General features: G+C 67.0%; 10 protein-coding genes. 5 read left to right on the forward strand and 5 right to left on the reverse strand.

Annotated features, from left to right (window positions below; genetic code table 11):
* Positions 1-134 precede the first annotated feature (134 nt).
* On the forward strand, positions 135-1,652 hold the full coding sequence (locus ACQPZ2_RS40620; protein WP_433527652.1) for an aldehyde dehydrogenase family protein: 1,518 nt from the start codon (positions 135-137) through the stop codon (positions 1,650-1,652).
* Positions 1,653-1,827: 175 nt separating this feature from the next.
* On the opposite strand, the gene ACQPZ2_RS40625 is transcribed toward ACQPZ2_RS40620, so the two are convergent.
* On the reverse strand, positions 1,828-3,060 hold the full coding sequence (locus ACQPZ2_RS40625; protein ID WP_433523210.1) for a TetR/AcrR family transcriptional regulator: 1,233 nt from the start codon (positions 3,058-3,060) through the stop codon (positions 1,828-1,830).
* Between the two features lie 166 nt (positions 3,061-3,226).
* On the opposite strand from ACQPZ2_RS40625, the gene ACQPZ2_RS40630 reads away from it, so the two are divergent.
* Both ACQPZ2_RS40630 and ACQPZ2_RS40635 read left to right on the forward strand, forming a co-directional pair.
* Positions 3,227-4,030, forward strand: a complete 804-nt coding sequence (locus tag ACQPZ2_RS40630; protein WP_433523211.1) for an enoyl-CoA hydratase-related protein — start codon at positions 3,227-3,229, stop codon at positions 4,028-4,030.
* A gap of 69 nt (positions 4,031-4,099) precedes the next feature.
* Positions 4,100-5,125 carry an SDR family oxidoreductase gene (locus ACQPZ2_RS40635; protein ID WP_433523212.1) on the forward strand — a complete coding sequence of 342 codons (1,026 nt, stop codon included), beginning with the start codon at positions 4,100-4,102 and terminating at the stop codon, positions 5,123-5,125.
* On the opposite strand, the gene ACQPZ2_RS40640 is transcribed toward ACQPZ2_RS40635, so the two are convergent.
* Positions 5,126-5,482, reverse strand: coding sequence for a winged helix-turn-helix transcriptional regulator (locus tag ACQPZ2_RS40640; protein ID WP_397056246.1), 357 nt, complete (start codon positions 5,480-5,482; stop codon positions 5,126-5,128).
* Between the two features lie 109 nt (positions 5,483-5,591).
* Between ACQPZ2_RS40640 and ACQPZ2_RS40645 the strand changes: the two genes are divergently transcribed.
* Positions 5,592-6,524: a zinc-binding dehydrogenase gene (locus tag ACQPZ2_RS40645; RefSeq protein WP_433523213.1), complete on the forward strand. Its 933-nt coding sequence runs from the start codon at positions 5,592-5,594 to the stop codon at positions 6,522-6,524.
* Positions 6,525-6,534: 10 nt separating this feature from the next.
* Positions 6,535-6,942 (forward strand): nuclear transport factor 2 family protein, encoded by a 408-nt coding sequence (locus tag ACQPZ2_RS40650; protein ID WP_433523214.1) that lies wholly within the window; start codon positions 6,535-6,537, stop codon positions 6,940-6,942.
* On the opposite strand, the gene ACQPZ2_RS40655 is transcribed toward ACQPZ2_RS40650, so the two are convergent.
* From ACQPZ2_RS40655 to ACQPZ2_RS40665, 3 genes are all read right to left on the reverse strand, one after another.
* On the reverse strand, positions 6,939-8,189 hold the full coding sequence (locus tag ACQPZ2_RS40655) for an Nramp family divalent metal transporter (protein ID WP_433523215.1): 1,251 nt from the start codon (positions 8,187-8,189) through the stop codon (positions 6,939-6,941). The two genes, ACQPZ2_RS40650 and ACQPZ2_RS40655, sit on opposite strands and share 4 nt — an antisense overlap.
* 119 nt (positions 8,190-8,308) lie before the next feature.
* Positions 8,309-9,298: an alpha/beta hydrolase gene (locus tag ACQPZ2_RS40660; RefSeq protein ID WP_433527653.1), complete on the reverse strand. Its 990-nt coding sequence runs from the start codon at positions 9,296-9,298 to the stop codon at positions 8,309-8,311.
* Between the two features lie 230 nt (positions 9,299-9,528).
* A complete protein-coding gene (locus ACQPZ2_RS40665; protein WP_433523216.1) occupies positions 9,529-20,121 on the reverse strand; it encodes an amino acid adenylation domain-containing protein in 10,593 nt (3,530 codons plus the stop codon).
* Between the last annotated feature and the right edge of the window lie 157 nt (positions 20,122-20,278).

Genomic DNA, 20,278 nt, shown 5'->3' on the forward strand with positions numbered 1-20,278 from the left:
GTAGCGACACCTTGTCCGGCCGTCGCGGCGACCATAGTCTGCTAGACGGGGGAAACGCACTAACTCGTTTGCGGCAGCGCTGTTTCGCCAAAGCGTTCAGCGGCTGCGGCGGATCGACCCTGCGAGAGGTGACCATGGCCGAGACCGCGCAGCCGAGGCTGGCAGCGCATACGGGAGGATCGGGCCGACCGAACGTGCTGACGTCCTATGACCCGCGCACCGGCGAGATCGTCGGCAACTATGCCGTGATGGGCGCGGGCGAAATCAACCGCACCGTGCGCGCCGCACGCTCCGCCGAAAAATGGTGGGCGGAACTGGGATTCAACGCTCGCAAACGCTGGCTACTGGACTGGAAACGCAGTATCGCCAGGCGCGCAGGCGAATTGGTGGAAATCCTGTGCGAGGAAACCGGAAAACCACAGGCGGACGCGGTAATCGAGGTGATGCTCGCCGTCGAGAATCTGGATTGGGCGGCTCGCAATGCCGCGCGCGTGCTGGATCGGCGCAAGCTCGGCTCCACCTGGCTGACCCGCAACCAGCACGCGTCGGTCGGCTATCTGCCGCTCGGCGTCGTCGGCGTGCTCGGACCGTGGAACAACCCGGTCTTCACCCCGATGGGCTCGATCGCCTACGCGATGGCCGCGGGCAATGCCGTGGTGTTCAAACCCGATGAGCTCACCACCGGCGTCGGGGTCTGGCTCGCCGACAGCTGGAACAAGCTCGCGCCGAATCAGCCTGTGCTGCAGGTCGTTACCGGCGATCACGCCACCACCGCGGCACTGTGCCGCGCCAAGGTGGACAAGATCGCCTATGCCGGTTCGGATGCGGGCGCGCGCGAGGTGATCACGCTGTGCGCGCAGACCCTGACACCGGTGGTGGTCGAGCGGAACGGCAAGGGCACCATGGTGGTTCACGTCGACGCCAAACTCGACGAGGCCGCCGAGGCCGCGGTGTTCGGCGCGATGGCCAATGCGGGCCAGAACTCCACCGGCATCCAGCGGGCCTACGTCGCCAACTCCGTCTACGACCGATTCCTGGAATTGGTAGTCGAGCAGGCGCGGCGGCTGCGGCCCGGCGCGGACAAGCGCGCGTCCTACGGTCCGATGATTCTGGAATCGCAGGTGGACGTGGTGCGCAAACAGGTGCGCGACGCGCTGGCCAGAGGCGGACGCGCGGTGGTCGGCGGACTGGATTCGATTCGCGATCCCTACATCGAACCGATCGTGTTGGCCGAGGTGCCGGAGGAGAGCGTCGCGATCACCGGCGAGGGGATCGGGCCACTGCTGATCGTCAACAGGGTGGCGAATATGGACGAGGCGGCGCAGCGTATCAATGCGGTCGGCAACGGTGTCGCGGTGTCGGTGTTCACCCGGGATGTGCACGGTATCGAATCCTTCGCCGAGCAACTGCGGGTCGGCGTTGTAACCATCAATTCTTCGAGCACCTACGCCGGGATTCCGGCGCTGCCGTTCGGCGGGGTCGGTGAATACGGGCAGGGACACCATCACGGCGATCAGGGCCTGCGCGAGTTCAGCCGGACGCTGGCGATCGCGCGCAAGCGGTATCGCGCGGCGGTGAACCTGTCCACCTTCGACCGGCACCCACGGCATCTGCGCACGGCCAAGGCCATCTTCCGGATGCGCCACGGCTGAGTCTTTGGCAGCGCCTTCGGCGCTGCGTGTTCGCGGCCCCCTGGTGTCTCGCGTCCGAGCCGTCGAGACTCGCGACTTCGTCGCATGCGCTTCGACGGCTCGGACGCGAGACGGGCCACGAACGGGTCGCTCGCAGAACTCGCTCCGTGATGACCGGCTGTGGGGGACTTGCCGGTCAGCCCAAGAGGACGGCCTCCATCAGGGCGCAGACGCGGGCCAGTTGTTCGGGCCGGGGATCGAATTTGGTCAACCGGCCCACGTCGATGATCTGAGCGATGGCGGCGTGTACGCGGAAGCGCGTCTCCACCGGATCGCCGTCGAGCAGGTTGGCCCACTCCAGCACGTTCTGGCGTTGGATGGCGCGCAGCTTGTGTTGTTCGGCCTGCGGCAGATTGCTGAATTCGGCGTAGTAGACCGGCATGATCTCCGGCATCGAGAAGGTGAGCCGGGCCTGGCGGTAGGCGATGCGCCGGACCGCGTCCGGACGGCTGGTGGCCTCGGCCAGGGCCTCGGTGATCGCGATGGCCACCCGGTCGCCGGTGCGGTGGAAGGCGGCGGCGAGCAGGTCGGCCTTGCTGGTGAAGTACCGGTAGACGCTGGAGGCGTTGATGCCGACGGCCGCGCCGATTTCCTCGATGCTGGCCTCGTGATAGCCCTGGCGACCGAAGATCCGGATCGCCTCGGTGAGCAGCTGTTCGCGTTTCGAGGTGACCGGCAGGCCGCGGGTGGCCGGTCCGGGCTGGGGCTCGGTCGGTGCGGGCGGCAGTTCGGCGCGCAGGATCGACCAGCTCATCTCGCGCAGCAGCGGCATCAGCCGGGCGGTGGCGAGCGTGGTGCGATGCGAGGAGATGCTGGCGATGGCGCTGAGCACCCCGGCGGCGAGCATCGCCACATCGGCGGGCGGTGCGGTGGGGCGCAGCTGTGCGATCGGTTCGGCCAGCGTCGCGTTGAGCGCGTCGTAGACCTTCCTGATCCGGGCGCGGTCCTCGGCCTCCAGGTAGCGCCGCTCCCAGCGGTACAGTCCGGCCTCGCGGCGGATATCGATGGTGTGTTCGCTGATCGCCTTGATCAGGGCGTCGAGCCTGGGTTCGGGCTCCAGGTCCGGGTTGTCGGCGGCGCGGGCGACCTGCAGCAGGTGCAGTGCGCCTTCTTCGGCGGCCGCGACCAGCAGCGCGTACTTGTTCGCGAAGTGGCGATACAGCGCGGGGCCCGAGATGCCGACCTCCGCGGCGATCTCGTCGACGCCGACCGGGTAATACCCGCGTTCGCTGAACGCGCGCGCGGCGGCCCGGATGATCTGGACCTTGCGATCCTTCGGGCGACGCCGCACCGGCTCCGCGCCGGTCCTGCTCGCACCCGCGTCAGGCCGCGCGGAAGCGAGACCGACCTCGCTGCGATCCGCGACCATGTAGCTCTCCGTTCCGGTACGGCGCCGCTGGTTGACAGCGCCGGACAAATCATCCTAAGTTAACCACAATTCGCAAAGTTAACCACCATTCATGGTTCCCGCCAACGATTGCTCGCAGATCGCTCGAAAGAACCAGGCCCGCTGAATTCCAGATCAGGAGCACCAAATGAGCCAACCGGATTCCGCGACCACACCCGCGGGTTTCAGTGCCGTCCACGACGGCAAGGTGCTCCGGGTCACGATCACCAAGCCCAAGCGCAAGAACGCCATCGACTACGACACGATGGTCGCCCTCGGTGACACCTTCCTCGCCGCCGCCGAGGACCGCTCGGTGCGGGTGATCGTACTGACCGGCGAGGGCGGCGACTTCTGCACCGGCGCCGATCTTGCCGCATCGGCCGCCGAGGCGCAGCGCGGCATCACCTCGGACATGGTGATGGATGTCGCCAACCGGCTCGTGAAAGCCATTGTGGACGCGCCGATTCCGGTCATCGCGCGGGTCAAGGGCGCGGCCGCGGGTGTCGGCGTCGGCATCGCGCTGGCCGCCGATCTGGTCTACGCGGCCGAGGATTCCTACCTGCTGCTCGCCTTCATTAATATCGGCCTGATGCCCGACGGCGGTGCGGCAGCCATGGTCGCCGCCGCGGCCGGACGTCCACTGGCCGCCGAAATGGCCCTGCTCGGCGAACGACTCACCGCGCCTGCCGCCAAGGCGGCCGGACTGTTCACCGCCGTGGTTCCCGAGGACGAACTCGACGCAAAGGTCGAGGCGGCGGCAGCCAAAATCGCCGCGGGCCCGCGCCGCGCCCTCGAACTCACCAAGAAGGCGCTCAACGCCGCAACCCTCTCGGCGCTGGACGCCGCTCTCGCAGCCGAAAAAACCGGCCAGAGCGAACTGCTCCAATCCCCCGACTTCTTCGAGGGCGCGACCGCCATGCTCACCAAGCGCAAGCCGGTCTTCGCCGACTGATCGCACGAATCGGGCGCGCCGTGATCCCGGACACAAGTGCGCCCGCACAAGCGACTATGTTGATCGGCTATGGCTTACCTGGTTACCGGAGCAACTGGGTTCATCGGTCGATTTCTTATTCCCGAGCTGCTGAAACGGGAAGGGGATATTCATGTACTGGTCCGGCCGGGGGTCGATTCGGCGGACCGGTACACCTGTTGCGCCCGGGAGTGGATGGGTGGCGAGCGGGTGCGGCCGGTGCGCGGGGATATGGGCGCGCCCGGGCTCGGCATCGATCCGGCCTGGATCGCCGAGCATCGAGGGTCGATCGACCATGTCTTCCATCTGGCGTCGAGCTATGACCTCGCCGAGGGTGGCGGCGGCACCAGACATGTCGTCGATGTCGCGGAGCAGCTGAACGCCACTCTGCTGCACCATGTCTCGACGGTTGACGTGGCGGGCGGGTTCGACGGGTTGTTCACCGAGGACATGTTCGACGAGGGGCAGGTGCTGAGTTCGCCCATGCAGCGGGCGAAATTCGAGGCCGAGAAGATCGTGCGCGAATCCGCGTTGGGCTGGCGTATCTATCGGCCATCGATCGTGATCGGGCATTCGCGCACCGGTGAGATCGATCGAATCGACGGGCCCTACTACTTCTTCCGGCTGCTGCGGATGGCCGCGCAGCTGCCGAGGATCCTGCCGGTGCTGGTGCCGAAGCTGGGTGAAACCAATATGGTCCCGGTCGATTTCGTGGCTCGCGCACTGGCCCATATCGCACACCGCCCCGACTCGATCCGCACCACCTACCACCTGGCCGATCCGCGTCGGCAGAGCGCCGCCGAGGCGCTGAATCTGTTCGCCGACGAGGCCGGTGCACCACATCTGGTGGAGGTGATGCCCAAGCGCACCCTCGAGATGATGCTGCGCGTCCCCGGCACGAGCTGGCTGCTCCCGCGCGTCGGCGTCCCCCAGGATGTGTTGGAGCACAGCGAATTCAGCTGCTGGTTCGACTGCCGCAATGCCACCGCCGCACTCGCGGGCACCGATATCAAGGTGCAGCCGCTGGCCGCCTATGCTCCGCTGATCTGGAAGTACTGGATCGAGAATTGGGTCTGATCACCCTGCCTGCTCGTATTCGGCTCTGGCCGCGTCGATTTCATCGATATGCTCGATGGCCCAGGCGCGCAGCACATCCACGGCGGCGCTGAGGCTGTGACCGAGCGGCGTCAGCGTGTATTCGACGGTGACCGGCACGGTCGGATACACCGTGCGCGACACCATCCCGTCGCGCTCCAAGCCGCGCAGCGTCTGGGTGAGCATCTTCTGCGTGATGCCCTGCACCTGCCTGCGCAACTCCGAGAAGCGCAGCGTGCCCGGCTTCAGGGCCAGCAATACGAGCCCGGTCCAGCGTTCACCGAGCCGGTCGAAGACCGCACGGGACGGACAGTTCAGATCGAAGATGTCGTATGCCATGGGATCGTTGGTATCCACCAGGTACCTATACCACTAATTACTGCCTTCTTTAATCCGGAAACCAACCCTCTTAGTGTCGTTTTCGTCGCAACGACCGGGAGGAAGTCAGATGAAAGCCCTTGCAGCAACCGGTGATCGGACCTTGGTGCGGTTCACCGACACCACCGAACCCACGGCGGCCGCCGATGCCGCGATCGTCCAGGTCGAGGCATTCTCGGTGAACCGCGGCGAGATTCTCGCCATGACCGGGGCCTACGGCACGCCGACCGCACCGGGCACCGTCATGGGACAGGACGTCGTCGGCCGGGTCATCGCGGCCGCCGCCGATGACTCGGGGCCCGCCGTCGGCACCCGCGTGGTCGGCCATGCCGAGGGCGGCGGGTGGGCCGAGCGGGTGGCCGTCCCGACCGCAGCACTGGCCGAGTTGCCCGACACCATCACCGCCACCACCGCGGCAGCTTTGCCACTCGCGGGTTTGACCGCATTGCGTCTACTCCGGCACGTCGAGGCCCCGGCGGGCAAGCAGGCACTGATCACCGGCGCATCGGGCGGAGTCGGTCACTACCTAGTGGAATTGGCAACGGCCGCAGGCATTTCGGTAACCGCGGTGGCCGCCTCGCCCGAGCGCGGCGCCCGGCTGGCCGAACTCGGCGCGGCAGCCGTCGTCCATGATGTCGCGGACGCCGACGGTCCCTTCGACATCATCTTCGAATCGGTCGGCGGCGATGTCTTCGCGGCCGCGCTCGCCCGGATCGCGCCCGGCGGCACCGTGCTGTGGTTCGGTCAGGCGAGCCTGCGACCGATCCGGCTCAGCTTCTTCGAATACCTGACGGTCTCGCCGTTCACGCTGCGGCATTTCCCGCACTGGGTCGCCGACACCACCGATGCCGAGGATCTGCGCGTCCTGGTCGACCTGACGGCCACCGGCCGCCTGCATCCAGAGCTCGGTAGGGTCGCCGACTGGGCCGAAACGGCAAGCGTACTCACCGATCTGAACAACCGCCGGATCCGCGGCAACGCGATCCTCACCATCGACGCCTGAAGGAGCGATCATGTCGACCACCGAGCAGACCCGCGCCACCATCCTGGCCTACATCGAGGCACTCGGATCCGGTGACGCCGAACGCGCCGCAGGCTTCTTCACCCCGGATTCGACCTGGACGCTGTTCGGCGAGCTGCCGACCGCGCGTACCTGGACCGGACCGGAGGAGATCTTCGGGCAATTCGTCGCGCAGATGATCGAGCGGATGGACGCGTCACAGCCGATCGGCCAGGAGGTGCGGACCGTGCTGGCCGACGGCGCGCAGGCGGTCGCCGAATGGACCACCCGCGCGACCACCGAGGCGGGCGAACCGTACGTCAACAATGTGGCGATCGTCTTCCGAGTCGAGAACGGCAAGATCGCCGAGGCCCGTGAGTATTTCGATACGGGCTATGCGCAGCGCATGCTGTTCGGCTAGTTGCCCGTGACGGTCAAGTAGATCAGTGCCACATTCAGCAGGCTGATGATGACGGCGACCAGCCAGGCAAGGCCGGTGGTCACCCGGTGGTTGACGTCGGCGCCCATCAGTATGCGGTCGCTGGTGAAGCGGACCAGCGGGATGAGGGCGAACGGGATGCCGAACGACAGCACGACCTGCGAAATGATCAGTGCGCGAGTGGGATCGATGCCGACCGCGAGGATGCCGATGGCCGGTACCAGCGTGACCAGACGACGGGCCAACAGCGGAATCTTGCGGCGCAGTAGACCTTCCATGATCATCGCGCCCGCGTACGCCCCGACCGACGTCGATGCCAGGCCGGAGGCCAGCAGACCGATCGCCAGCAGCAGGGCGGCGACAGGGCCGAGCGCATCGCCGACAGCGGCGTGCGCGTCTTCGAGGGTTTCGATGTTCTCGCGGCCCCGCAAGGTATTCGCGGCCATCAGCAGCATGGCCATATTGACCGTGCCCGCCAGCACCATCGCGAGTCCGACATCGTATCGGGTGATCCGCAGCAGCCGAGTCCGCAGCGGACCGACCTCGGGCTGACCGTGCCGGTCCCGGGCCAGTCCGGAGTGCAGGTACACCGCGTGCGGCATCACGGTCGCGCCGATCATGGCGGCCGCCAGCAGCACGCTCTCAGAACCCTGGAAGCGCGGCAGCAGACCACCGACGGTGCCGGAGGCCGACGGCGGCGAAATCACGACGCTGGCCAGGAAGCCGATGGCGATGACGGCGAGCAGACCGGTGATGACCCGCTCGAACGGCTTCTGCCCGCGATGGTTCTGCACCAGCAGCAGCGCCATCGAGACCACCCCGGTGATCACGCCGCCGACCAGCAGCGGCAGATCGAAGAGCAGCTTCAGCGCGATCGCGCCGCCGACCACCTCGGCCAAGTCGGTGGCCATCGCGACGGTTTCCGCCTGCACCCAATAGGCAAGGCGCACCGGACGACTCGACTTGGACCGCACCGCCTCCGGTAGCGACATACCGGTGACCAACCCCAGCTTCGCCGACAGGAACTGCACCAGCCCGGCCATCACATTGGCCATCACGATGACCCACACGAGTAGGTAGCCGAACTGGGCGCCCGCGCTGATATTCGACGCCACATTGCCGGGATCGACATAGGCGATGGCCGCTACGAAGGCCGGACCGAGCAAGACGCTGACGGATCTCGCCCGGGTCGTCGCGTTCCGCGCCGACTCGACCAGGGTTGTACTCATAGAACAGAATTTTACGGGTTCCCGAACTTTTTGTTTAGCACTATCTATAAAAAACAGACCGCCCCGATTGTGCGATAGCGCACAATCGGGGCGGTCGGCTGGAAGTCGTGGGGATCAGCTCAGATGCCGAGGCCCTTGGCGAGGGTGGGCCAGGAGGCGTGCAGCTCGTCGTTCCAGTAGCCCCAGGAGTGGGTGCCACTGGGGCGGAAGTTGAAGGTGGCTGGGATACCCAGCGAGTCCAGCTTCGTCTTCATGTTGTTGGTGCAGTAGTTGGTGCCCGCCTCGATGACGCCGCCGATCAGGATCTGGTTTGCCAGACCGCCGGGGCCGGGAAGGGTGTACTCACCGTTGAGGGTGTCGTACGGGCCGGGCAAACCGTTGCCGGTCGAGATGTAGAGATCCGTACCGCGCAGCCCCTCGGCATTGACGTAGGGGTCGTTCGCCACCCAGTCCGGCCCGCCGACCGGGCCCCACATGTTGTCGACATTGCCGCCGCCCCAGGTCTCGACGGTCAGCTTGACGAACTCCGAGCCGACCGGATCACTGGTCTGGGCGCAGCCGCTGTAGGCCGCGGCGGCCTTGTACAGGCCCGGCTTGGCGATCGGCAGCGCGAGCACGGTGGTGCCCGAGGTGGACAGGCCCGCGATGGCATTGGTGCCGTTGGTGCCGAGCGCGCCGTCGATCAGCGGCGGCAGTTCCTCGGTGAAGAAGGTCTTCCACTTGTTGCGGCCGAGTACCGGATCATCCTTGATCCAGTCGGTGTAGTAGCTCCACTTGCCGCCGATGGGCTGGACCACATTGACGTTCTTGTCGCCGAGGAACTTCAGCGCATCGGTCTTGGCCACCCAGGACGCGCTGTCCTCACCGCCGCCCGCACCGTTGAGCAGGTAGAGCACCGGACGCGGCACCGAGGCGTCGGCGGGGCGCTGCACGTCGATCGGGAAGGTCCGGTCCATGGCCGCGGACCAGACGTACAGGCGGATGCTGCGATCGTCCTTGTACTCGGCCTTGGTGATCTTCGAGCCGTCCGGCGCGACCGGGTTCGCCAGCAGCGTCTTCGAATCGATGATCGGATCAGCCGTCGCGGTAGATGCGCCGAAGCCGGACATGACTCCCGCGAATACCGCGGTTGCCGCGATCACCGCCGCCGCACGTGTGCCGCGACGCCGGATCAGACTACGCATCAATTTCACACCTTCACTTCGTATCGTGATTACGGGAGGGCTTCCCCTGGCCGCGGGCATGCACCGCGGCCGACCATACGGCCTATTTAGTCGTGACGATAGTGGACATCGTTACCGCAATGTTGCTCCATCATGCCTCAGCGGCCGGAATGTGATCATGGTCGCCCCGGATATCGCTGACCGTATTCGGCCAGTCCGCCGAGGGCCCGGATCCAGTGTTCGGCGAAAGTCTTGACCTCGTCACCACCGAATACCTCGGCCGCGTAGTCGAAGCGCACGAGCAGGCCCTCGGCGGTGGCGTCGGCGGTGATATCGAGCAGCAGATCAGCGGACGGTGCGTCGGTGTGCACGCGCGCCGGGCGCAGATCTCTGTAACGCAACGCACACCGACCGGCGGGGAGTGCGGTCAAGGCGGCGGCGGTATCGGGATTGAGATAGCGCAGCAGGCCGTAACCGACGCCAAAGGACGGCACGGCACCAGTGAGCCGCTTGACCTGCTCGATCGCGATACCGGCCGCACGACCACCGACCAGCGCATCCTGGATATTCACACCATCCAGTTGCAGCGGGAGCGGGTAGTCGGTGGTGAAGGCGCCGACCAGGGTGTCGGTCTCGGCCATCGACCGGCTGTCGGCATGCAGCCGGACCACCGGGCCCATCGCCTCGGTAACGGTTTCGCCAGCGGAGGTGATCTGCGCGATCGCCAGCGCGGTGAGCAGGACTTCGTCGATGTCGGCACCGTGCGCGGCGGCCGCGGCGACGACGGCGGCGGTGCCCTCGGTGGTGATGGTCAGCGAGACCCGGCGCCGCGCGCGCAGATTCTTGTTCGTGGCACCGGCCTTGGCGGCGGGGACCGCGCTCAAGGTGTGGTGCCACCACGCCACTTCCTCGATTGCCGCCGGGCCGCTCGCACCCTCGGACAGCACCCGGAGCAGGTCGGACAGTCCGGCCTCGGGAACGGCGGGCGAGCGGTGCCTGCCACGCGACCAGGCCAGCGACAGCTTGTCGATGATGGTGCGCCACGAAGTGTCGTCCACGACCAGCCCATTGGCGACGATCACCATGGTCGAGGGCACCTCGCGGCCGCCGACCAGTACGAAGCGGATATTGCGGCCATGGACCGGGTCGAGTTCGGTGGCGACGGCGCGCACCACATCGTCGATCGGCGGCGGCGTCTGCTCGATGCCGTATTCCAGGCTGAGGAAGGCCTCGTCGAGACGCTGCGCCTCGGCCGGGATTTCGAAGACCGGATCGGCGCCCGCACGGTCACGATGCAGCCGGACCCACAGCATCGGATGCTGTTCGAGCACCGTATCGACGGCGAATTGCACCGCTTCCGGTGAGTAGTTGGGCGGGATCTCGAGGGTGACGACGCGCAGTTCGACACCGGAGTCCAAGAGCCGCACGGCATTCGGGGTCAGCGACAGCGGGATGGGGGTGTCGTCGGGTTCGTCGGGGCGGTGCGGGACGGCGTACTCGATCGGGTCGTCGTCGTGGATGACCGCGAACGGGACGCGCTCGGATTGGACGGCAATCTCGGGTTCGTCGTCGTCGAGGTCCAGTGCCGGGGCCTCGACCGTCGAGGGCAGGTCGTCCGTCGGTGCCGGGACATCGATCTGGATCGGGACCAGGACCGATGTCGGGTAGTCGTGGTCGAACCCGGCCGGATCGGCGAGCGGTGCCGCGTACTCGTATCCCTCCGGTGCGGCGGCGTATTCGACCGGCGCCTCGGCTTCGGTTGGCTCCGCGGCATTCTCGACCGGGGGCTCGGGCTCGGCGAGCAACCCGGCCAGGACGGGTCCGATTTCGGCGAGGGCCGCCGGTGACGTCATCAGCTCATGGGTCGCCTCGACCGGATGCTCGTTGATCGTGCCGTCGACATACGGCCGCCAGGCCCGGGACTCGGCGGTGTGGCCGGTGGCGCTGAAGAAGTCGAGTGTGCCGTGGAAAACCTTGTGCTGATGGTTGATTCCGAGCTCGACCGAGCGCACCGCGCCACGGTAGCTCTGACGCAGGCGTTCCGGGGTCAGCAGTGCCAGTTCCGGCGGGATATTGGCGTACAGCACCGCGAGCGCCTCTTCGGTGAGGTTGCGGATATTGCTGTCACCCAGCATGTCCGGGCCGATGCCTAGTTCGGCGAAGGCCGAGCGCAGTTCCGCCCAGAAGTCGGCGATATTGCCACCGGTGCGGCTGTCCAGCATGGCGAGCAGGGCGACTTCCGCACCCGCGGACTGCAATTCGACCGCGACCGCGTGGGCCAGCGCACCACCGAGCGACCACCCGAGCAGCCGGTACGGCCCCTCGGGTTGCACCGCGCGGATCTCCTCGACATAGCGCAGGGCCATGGCATCCAGCGAGTCCGGCCGGAAGTCCGATTCGGACAGTGCGGGCGACTGCACACCGAAGATCGGGCGGTCGGCGGGCAGATACTGCGCGAGACCGGTGTAGCACCAGGACAATCCGGCCATCGGATGGATGCAGAACAGCGCTTCGCCGGTGCCGTGGCGGATCGGCAGCAGCACGTCGAGTGCGGCCTCGGCGTTCAGTCCGTATTCGTAGCTCTCGGTTTCGTCGGCGGCCATGATGCGCTGGGTGAGCGCCGCGACGGTCGGATCGGTGAAGAACCACTGCACCTGGACCGCGATGCCGGTCAGCTCACGCAGCTTGTTCACCGCGCGCACGGCGGCCAGCGAACTGCCGCCGAGTGCGAAGAAATCGTCATCGGAGCCGACCAGGTCGAGGCCGAGTACCTCGGCGTATACGTCGGCGACGGCCTGTTCCTGCGGGGTCGCTGGCGCGAAATACGGACGCGGGGCGAGTTCGGGTGCGGGCAGTGCCGCGCGATCGAGCTTGCCGACCGGGGTCAGCGGCACGTGGTCGAGGACCACCACCGCCGAGGGCACCATGTGCCGAGGCAAACTGCGCGCGGCGTATTCGGTGAGCGCCCCGGTATCGATGGTCCGCCCCACCACCGGAAGTACGTAGGCGACGAGAATCTTTTCACCCGCGGGGTTTTCCCGGCCGATCGTGACGGCGAACTCGACCTGGTCGTGCCCACGCAACACCGCATCGATCTCACCGAGTTCGATGCGCAGACCGCGGATCTTGAGCTGGAAGTCCGTGCGACCGACGTATTCGAGCTCCCACTCCCCCGGTTCGCCGACCCAGCGCACCAGATCGCCGGTGCGATACATCCGGGCACCGTGCGGACCCCACGGATCGGCGACGAAACGTTCCGCGGTCAGCGTAGGCCGGTCGTGATAGCCGCGTGCCAGCGCGTTGCCACCGAGATAGAGCTCGCCGACGGCGCCCGGCGGCACCGGGCGCAGCCGCGAATCCAGCACCACCATCGGCGTTCCCGGCACCGGACCGCCGAGCGTGATGCGCTGTCCGGCGATCATCTCGCTCCACGACGCGGCCACCGTGGCCTCGGTCGGACCGTAGCCATTGATGAAATGCCGTCCCGGCTGCCATTTGGCGACGAGCTCGGGCGAGCTGGAATCGCCACCGCAGCACAGGAATCGGAATTCGTCCAGACCGGCCGGATCGACAGTGCCGAGCACGGCGGGGGTGAAGATCGCGTGCGTGACCCGCTCGGTGCGCAGCAGCGCGGCCAGATCCGGGCCGCCGAGGATGGTGGACGGCACGATGACCAGAGTCGCGCCGTTGTGGAAGGTACAGAGCCACTCCAGAATCGACGGATCGAAGCTCGGCGAGCACAGATGTAGGAACCGATGCTGCGGACCGAGCTGGAACACGGCGCTGGCGTTCTCCACGGCACCACCGACACCGACCTGGGTGACGGTGACGCCCTTGGGTGTGCCCGTCGACCCGGACGTGTAGATCACGTACGCCGGATGCTGCGGCAGCAGCGTGCGCAGCCGCTCGGCATCGGTGATCGGCGATGGCGACTTATCGGCCACGGCCGCGTGGATCGCGGGATCGTCGAGCTGTAGCCAGCTGGTTTCGGTCGATTCCTCGGGCAACCGCTCGGTGTAGGTGGAGGTGGTGATGCCGAGGACGGCACCGGAATCGGTCACCATGTGCCGGATCCGGTCCGTCGGATAGGTCGGGTCGATCGGCACGTGCGCGCCACCGGCCTTGGCGATGGCCCAGAAGGCGGCGACCATCTCCAGCGAACGCGGGAAGGCAAGGGCGACAAGGCTCTCCGGGCCGACACCGCGATCGATCAGCACCCGAGCCAGCCGCGACGAGTATTCGTCCAGTTCGCGGTAGGAGATCGAGCGACCGGCGGTGCGCACCGCGACATGTTCCGGATCGACGCTGACGGCGCTGGTCAGCAGGTCCGGCAGCAGCCGGACGGCGGGCGTCTCGCCGCGCCGCACCGGTGTCAGCGCCTGCTCTTCGGCAGCGCCGAGCAGCCGCAGGTCGCCGATCGGGGCATCGGGCCGTGCGACGATCTCGGTGAGCAGCCGGGTGAACCGGGCGGCGAACATCTCGATCGTCTTGTCGTCGAACAGGTCTCGCGCGAAGTTGAACTCACCGCGCAGGCTCTCCTCGGCGGTACCCGGTGCCCACATGGTCAGCGATAGATCGAATTTCGCGATGTCGACGGCGAAATCGAAAGTCTCCGCGCGTAATCCGGGAAGCTCGAAGGTGCTGGTCGGCAGGTTCAGATACGACATCGACACCTGGAACAGCGGGTGGCGAGCCGTGGAACGCGGCGGGTTCAGCAGTTCGACCAGTCGCTCGAACGGGAGGTCCGCATGCGAAAAAGCTTGCAGGTCGGCGTCTTTGGCATGGGCGAGCAGATCACCGAAGGTGCGGTCGTCGGGCACCGGCAGTCGCAGCACCAGCGTATTGACGAACATGCCGATCATGTCGTCGAGTTCGGCCGCGCCGCGACCGGCGACCGGGGTGCCGATGGCGATATCGGCGGTGCCGGACATGCGCGCCAGGAATACCGCCAGCGCGGCGTGCACCACCATGAACATGGTGGCGTTGTGCCGACGGGCCAGGCGCACCAGACCGGCGTGCACCAGCGGGTCTATCTCGAATTCGGTGCGCCCGCCCGCGAAGGTCCGCAGCGCCGGGCGCGGCCGGTCCGCGGGCAGATTCAGTTCGTCGGGCAGATCGGCCAGCGCGGTCCGCCAGTATCCGGCCTGTGCCGAGATCAGGCTCGCCGGATCGTCCTCGGAGCCGAGCACAGTGCGTTGCCAGACACTGAAATCCGCATACTGCACCGGCAGCGGTGACCACGAGGGCAGCTCACCCGCGCTGCGGGCCGAGTAGGCCAGCATGACGTCGCGGACCAGCGGCGACATCGACCATCCGTCGGCGCCGATGTGGTGGGCGACGAAAACCAGAATGTGGTCACCAGTATCGAGCCGCAATAGGGTGGCGCGGAAGGGTACCTCGACGGTGACGTCGAAGCCCACCGCGACGATCTGCTGCACCTGCCGCACCGCGTCCGATTCCGTGATCGGAATCGGGACCAGATCGATCGGCACTTCGTTGGGTGCGAGCACCTCCTGCACCGGACCGTCGGCGGTCTGCGGATAGACCGTGCGCAGCACCTCGTGCCGCGCCACCATGTCCTCGACCGCCGAACCCAGTGCGGTGATATCGAGTTCGCCGGACAGCCGGATGGCCACCGGGATGTGGTAAGCCGCTGAGCCGGGATCGAACTGGTTGATGAACCACATCCGCAACTGCGCCAGCGACAGCGGGATCCGCTCCGGCCGCAGCCCGGCCAGCAGCGGCTGTCGCCGACCGGAACCGGCATGGGTTTCGACCTTGGCGGCGAGTCCGGCCACGGTCGGTGTCTCGAAGATCGAGCGCACCAGCACCTTGGTATCCAGCGCGTCGCCGACCCGGGCCGCCACCTGCGTCGCCAGCAGCGAATTGCCGCCCATGGCAAAGAAATCGTCATCGCGTCCGACGCGCTGCACGCCGAGCACGTCGCCGAAGACTCCGGCCACGATCTCCTCGACCGGTGTCGCGGGCGCGCGGAAGACCTGGGTCTCGAACTCCGGATCGGGTAGCGCGGCGCGATCGAGCTTGCCATTCGCATTGCGCGGCAAGGACGTCAGCATGACGAACGCATTGGGCATCATGTACGACGGCAGCACCGCGGCCAGCGCCGCCTTCAGTTCGGCGACGACGACCGGGGTCGCCTCATCGGCCGGTACGACGTACGCCACCAGCCAATCACCGATCCGCGCATCGGATTTGACGAGCACTGCGGCCTGCGCGATCTCGGGCCTGGTGAGCAGTGCGGTCTCGATCTCGCCGAGTTCGATCCGGAAGCCGCGGATCTTCACCTGGAAGTCGGTGCGGCCGTGGTACTCCAGCTCACCGTGCTCGTTCCAGGACACCAAGTCGCCGGTGCGATACATGCGGGCACCGGATTCGAATGGGTTGGCCACGAACCGTTCCGCGGTGAGATCGGTCCGCCCGAAGTAGCCACGCGCCAATTGTGCACCGGCCAGGTACAACTCGCCGGATACGCCGACGGGCACCGGCCGCAGGCGCGAATCCAGCACGTAGACATGGCTGTTCCACTCCGGCCCGCCGATCGGCACCGTAACCGCGTCGGCGTCGGTCACCCGATGGTTGGTGATCGAGACCGCGGCTTCGGTGGGGCCGTACAGGTTGAACAGGTCCGCGGCGTTGCTCTGGCGGAATCGCTGCGCGGTGGCGGCCGGTAGCGTCTCTCCGATGGCCAGCACCCGGCGCAGCGATCGGGACAGCTGACCCGTCGACAGCGCGTCCAGCATCGACGGCACCACATGCAGGGTCGTCACCGACTCACGCGCCATCAATTCGTTGAGATAGGCCGGATCCCGATGACCATCCGGCGCGGCGACGACCACCGTGCCAGCGCATACCGCCGCCGTCCAGAACTCCCAGACCGACAGGTCGAAGGTGGCGACCGTCTTGAGCAACAGCACATCATCGGCTCCGAGGCCGAATTCGGCCGTCTTCCAGAGCAACTGGTTGACGATCGCGCCGTGCGAAACCGCGACGCCCTTCGGCTGCCCGGTCGAACCCGACGTATAGATCACGTACGCGGTGTTCCCCGGCAGCAATGCACCACCGCGTTCATGCGCCGCGAGCGGAGCGTCCGAGTAGCGCGAGAGGTCGAGTTCATCGATTGTCACGGAATCGATGGCGTCGGTGTGGAAGCCGTCGTGCACGGAGCTCAGCAGACAGACCGGTTGTGCGGTTTGCAGGATGTACTCGACGCGTTCGACGGGTTGATCCGGATCGATGGGCACATACGCCGCACCGGATTTCGCCACCGCGTACATGGCGACGATCAGATCGACGGACCGGCGCATGCCCAATGCCACCCGATCCTCCGAGCGTACGCCGCGCTCGATCAGATACCGCGCCAACCGATTCACCCGGGCGTCGAGCTCCGCATAGCTGAGCTTGCGCCCCGGCTGATCGGATACCACCGCAACCGCATCCGGCGCCGCGGCCACCGTCGCATCCAGGAGCGACACCAGCGTCGCCGTCGCATCGATCGGATGCGCGGTGTCGTTCCAACCGGCCAGAATCCGCGAACTCTCGGCACCGGCGAGCAGTTCGATCTCGCCGACCCGCACCGACACATCGTTGAGCACGGCATCGAGCACCCGGACGAACCGGTCGCTGAATCCTTGCACTGTCGACTCGTCGAACAGGTCGGTGGCATAGCCGAAGTTCGCCACGATCCCGGCGGGCGCACCGTCGTCGGTGTAGCGGTCGGCCAGCGAGATGTGCAGATCCGTCTTGGCCAGTTGCAGATCGAAATCGACCGTGGCGACCGAGAGTCCGGGCAGCTCCAAGGTGGTCTCGGCCAGGTTCTGGAAGGAAAGGCCAACCTGGAACAGCGGATTGCGGGCGATCGAGCGAACCGGATTCAGCGCCTCGACGATTCGCTCGAAGGGCACATCGGCATTGGCGAAGGCCTCGAGATCGCGCTCGCGCACGTCGGCGAGCAGAGCGGCGAAGCTGTCACCGGGACGCACCCGCGTCCGGAACACCAAAGTGTTGACGAACATGCCGATCAGATCATCGAGTTCACGCTCGCCACGACCCGCGATGGGCGTACCGACCGCGATGTCGTCGCTGCCCGAAAGCCGGGCCAGCAGCACCGCGAGCGCCGCGTGCACGACCATGAACAGCGAGGCGTGATTGGCCCGCGCCAGCGCATGCAGTTCCGCGTGCCGATCCGCCGAGATCTCGAACCGCACCGACTTGCCCTGGAACGACTGCGCGGGCGGGCGCGGACGGTCGGTCGGCAGCTCCAACTGGTCCGGCAACTGCGCCAACGTCCGCCGCCAGTAGGCGATCTGCTGTGCGGCCGGTGAATCCGGATCGTCCTCGTCGCCGAGCGCCTCGCGCTCCCACAGCGCGTAGTCGGCGTACTGCACCGGCAGCGGCTGCCACCGCGGCGCCTGCCCCTGCACCCGCGCGGCGTAGGCGACCATGAGATCGCGGGCCAGCGGTCCCATCGATGCGCCGTCGGCCGCGACATGGTGCACGGTCAAGGCGATGACATGCTCACGCGGCGCCAGGCGGAACAGCTCGATCGCGACCGGAACCTCGACGGTCACATCGAAGGTCAGCACCGCGAAGTCGATGAGCCGACGTACCAGTTCGTCCTCGGCCACATCGACCGGCACCATGGCGAACCGAGTATCCGGCACCGGATGGATGACCTGATGCGGCCGCCCGCCGATGCTCGGATAGGTGGTTCGCAGCACCTCGTGCCGGGACAGCACATCGCCGATGGCCAGCCCGAGCGCGGCCGCATCCAGCTCACCCGTGAGCCGCACGGCGAGCGGAATATTGTCCACCGCCGAGGTTTCGGTATCGAACTGGTTGAGGAACCAGTACCGCTGCTGCGCCAGCGACAGCGGAATCAGTTCGGGCCGCTCCCCCGCGATCAGCCGCGGCCGACTCCGGCCGGATCCGGCGGTGCGTTCGACGACGGCGGTGAAGGCGGCGACCGTCGACGCGTGGAACAGATCGCGGACCGCCAACTGCGTATCCAGCGCGGCATCCAGCCGTGCGGTCACCTGGGTGGCCAGCAGCGAGTTGCCGCCGAGTTCGAAGAAGTCGTCGTCCAGGCCGACGCGCGCGACACCGAGCACATCACCGAAGGTGCCCGCGACGATCTCCTCGACCGGTGTCGAGGGTGCGCGGAACACCTTGGCCTCGAATACCGGTGCGGGCAGCGCCTTGCGGTCCAGTTTGCCCATGGGCGTCAGCGGCACCTTGTCGAGCACCGTGATACACGCGGGCGCCATATGCGCCGGTAATTTCCGCTCTACCAGGGCCTTCAGCTCGGCCATATCGACGGTCAGCCCGTCGATGGGGTGCACATAGGAGGCCAATACGGTGGTACCGCTGTCGAGTTCGTGCCCGACGGTGACCGCGAAATCCACATGGTCGTATGAGCCGAGTACCGCGTCGATTTCGGTGAGTTCGATGCGGAAGCCGCGGATCTTGACCTGGGAGTCGTTGCGGCCGAGGTACTCCAGTTCACCGGTCGCGGTCCAGCGCACCAGATCGCCGGTTCGGTAGAGCCGGGTGCCCGGTTCGAACGGATTGGCCACGAAGCGGGCCGCGGTGAGCGTCTGTTGGCCCAGGTAACCGCGCGCGAGTTGCGCACCGGCGACATACAGTTCCCCGACCACCCGGTTCGGCACCGGCACCAGCCGATCGTTGAGTACATAGGCGGCGATGCCGTGGATCGGCGAGCCGAGGGTCACCGGCTGCCACGGCACCATCGGCGCGGTGATATTGGTGGCGATGGTGGCCTCGGTCGGACCGTAGGCATCGAAGAATTCGCGGAGCAGCCCGCCCGCGATCGGTAGTACCCAGCGCCGCACCAACTGCGGTGGACAAGCCTCACCGCCGGTCACCACGACCCGCAGTTCGTCGAGTCCGGTGGGCTCCACCGAGGCCAGGGCCGCGGGGGTGACGAAGGCGTGGGTCACCCGCTCGCGCCGCAGCACCGCGGCCAGTTCCGCACCGCCGTAGACAGTCGGCGATACGACCACCATGGTGGCCGCGCCGCCCAATGCCAGCAGCAGTTCCAGCACCGACGCGTCGAAGGACGGCGACGCGAAATGCAGTGTCCGGGCCGCGCTCGTCACCCGGTATCGGGTCCGCTGTTCATCGCAGAAGCCGGATAATCCCTGATGGGTGACCACCACACCCTTGGGGACGCCGGTCGAGCCCGAGGTGTAGATGACATAGGCCGGGTGTGCGCCGTGCAGTGGTCGCACCCGATCCTGATTGGTCACCCGATCCACCGGATACCGCTGCAGCTGTTGCGCGGTGATCGGGTCGTCGAGCATCAGCCATTCGGCGTGATCGGGCAGGCCGCGGCGGACCGCGGCGACGGTCAGGCCGAAGCTCACACCGGAGTCGGTCAGCATGTGCGCGACCCGATCCGCCGGATAATGCGGGTCCACCGGCACGAATCCAGCGCCGGTCTTGGCCACCGCCCACACCGCGAGCACCGAATCCACCGACCGCGGCACGGCCACGGCGACCAGATCCTCCGGTCCGACACCACGATCGATGAGCAGCCGGGCGAGCCGGGTCGAACGCTCATCCAACTCGGCATAGCTCAGCCCGCCGGAGGTGGCGTCGGCGTCGGCGAATACGACGGCGCGGCCGCCGGGATTCGCCTCGACGGCGGCCGCCATCAGCTGCGGCAGGGTGATGACGCGCGTCCGCTGTGTCCGTGTCCGAGCCGGCCGCACCCGAGCCTGGCGCGTCACCTGGTCACCGCTTCCTCATGCCGACGTTGTCCAACCACCCGAAACATGAAGGAGCTCACCTACCCTGTAATCCCTAAAAAGTGCTCCCCTCCCAGTGCTTGCTCAGAAGCATCGCATGGTCAGACGCCGATCGTAACCGCATTGGCAGCTTGTTCCC

It is taken from the genome of Nocardia pseudovaccinii (genome assembly GCF_050942345.1).
GTDB lineage: Bacteria > Actinomycetota > Actinomycetes > Mycobacteriales > Mycobacteriaceae > Nocardia > Nocardia pseudovaccinii.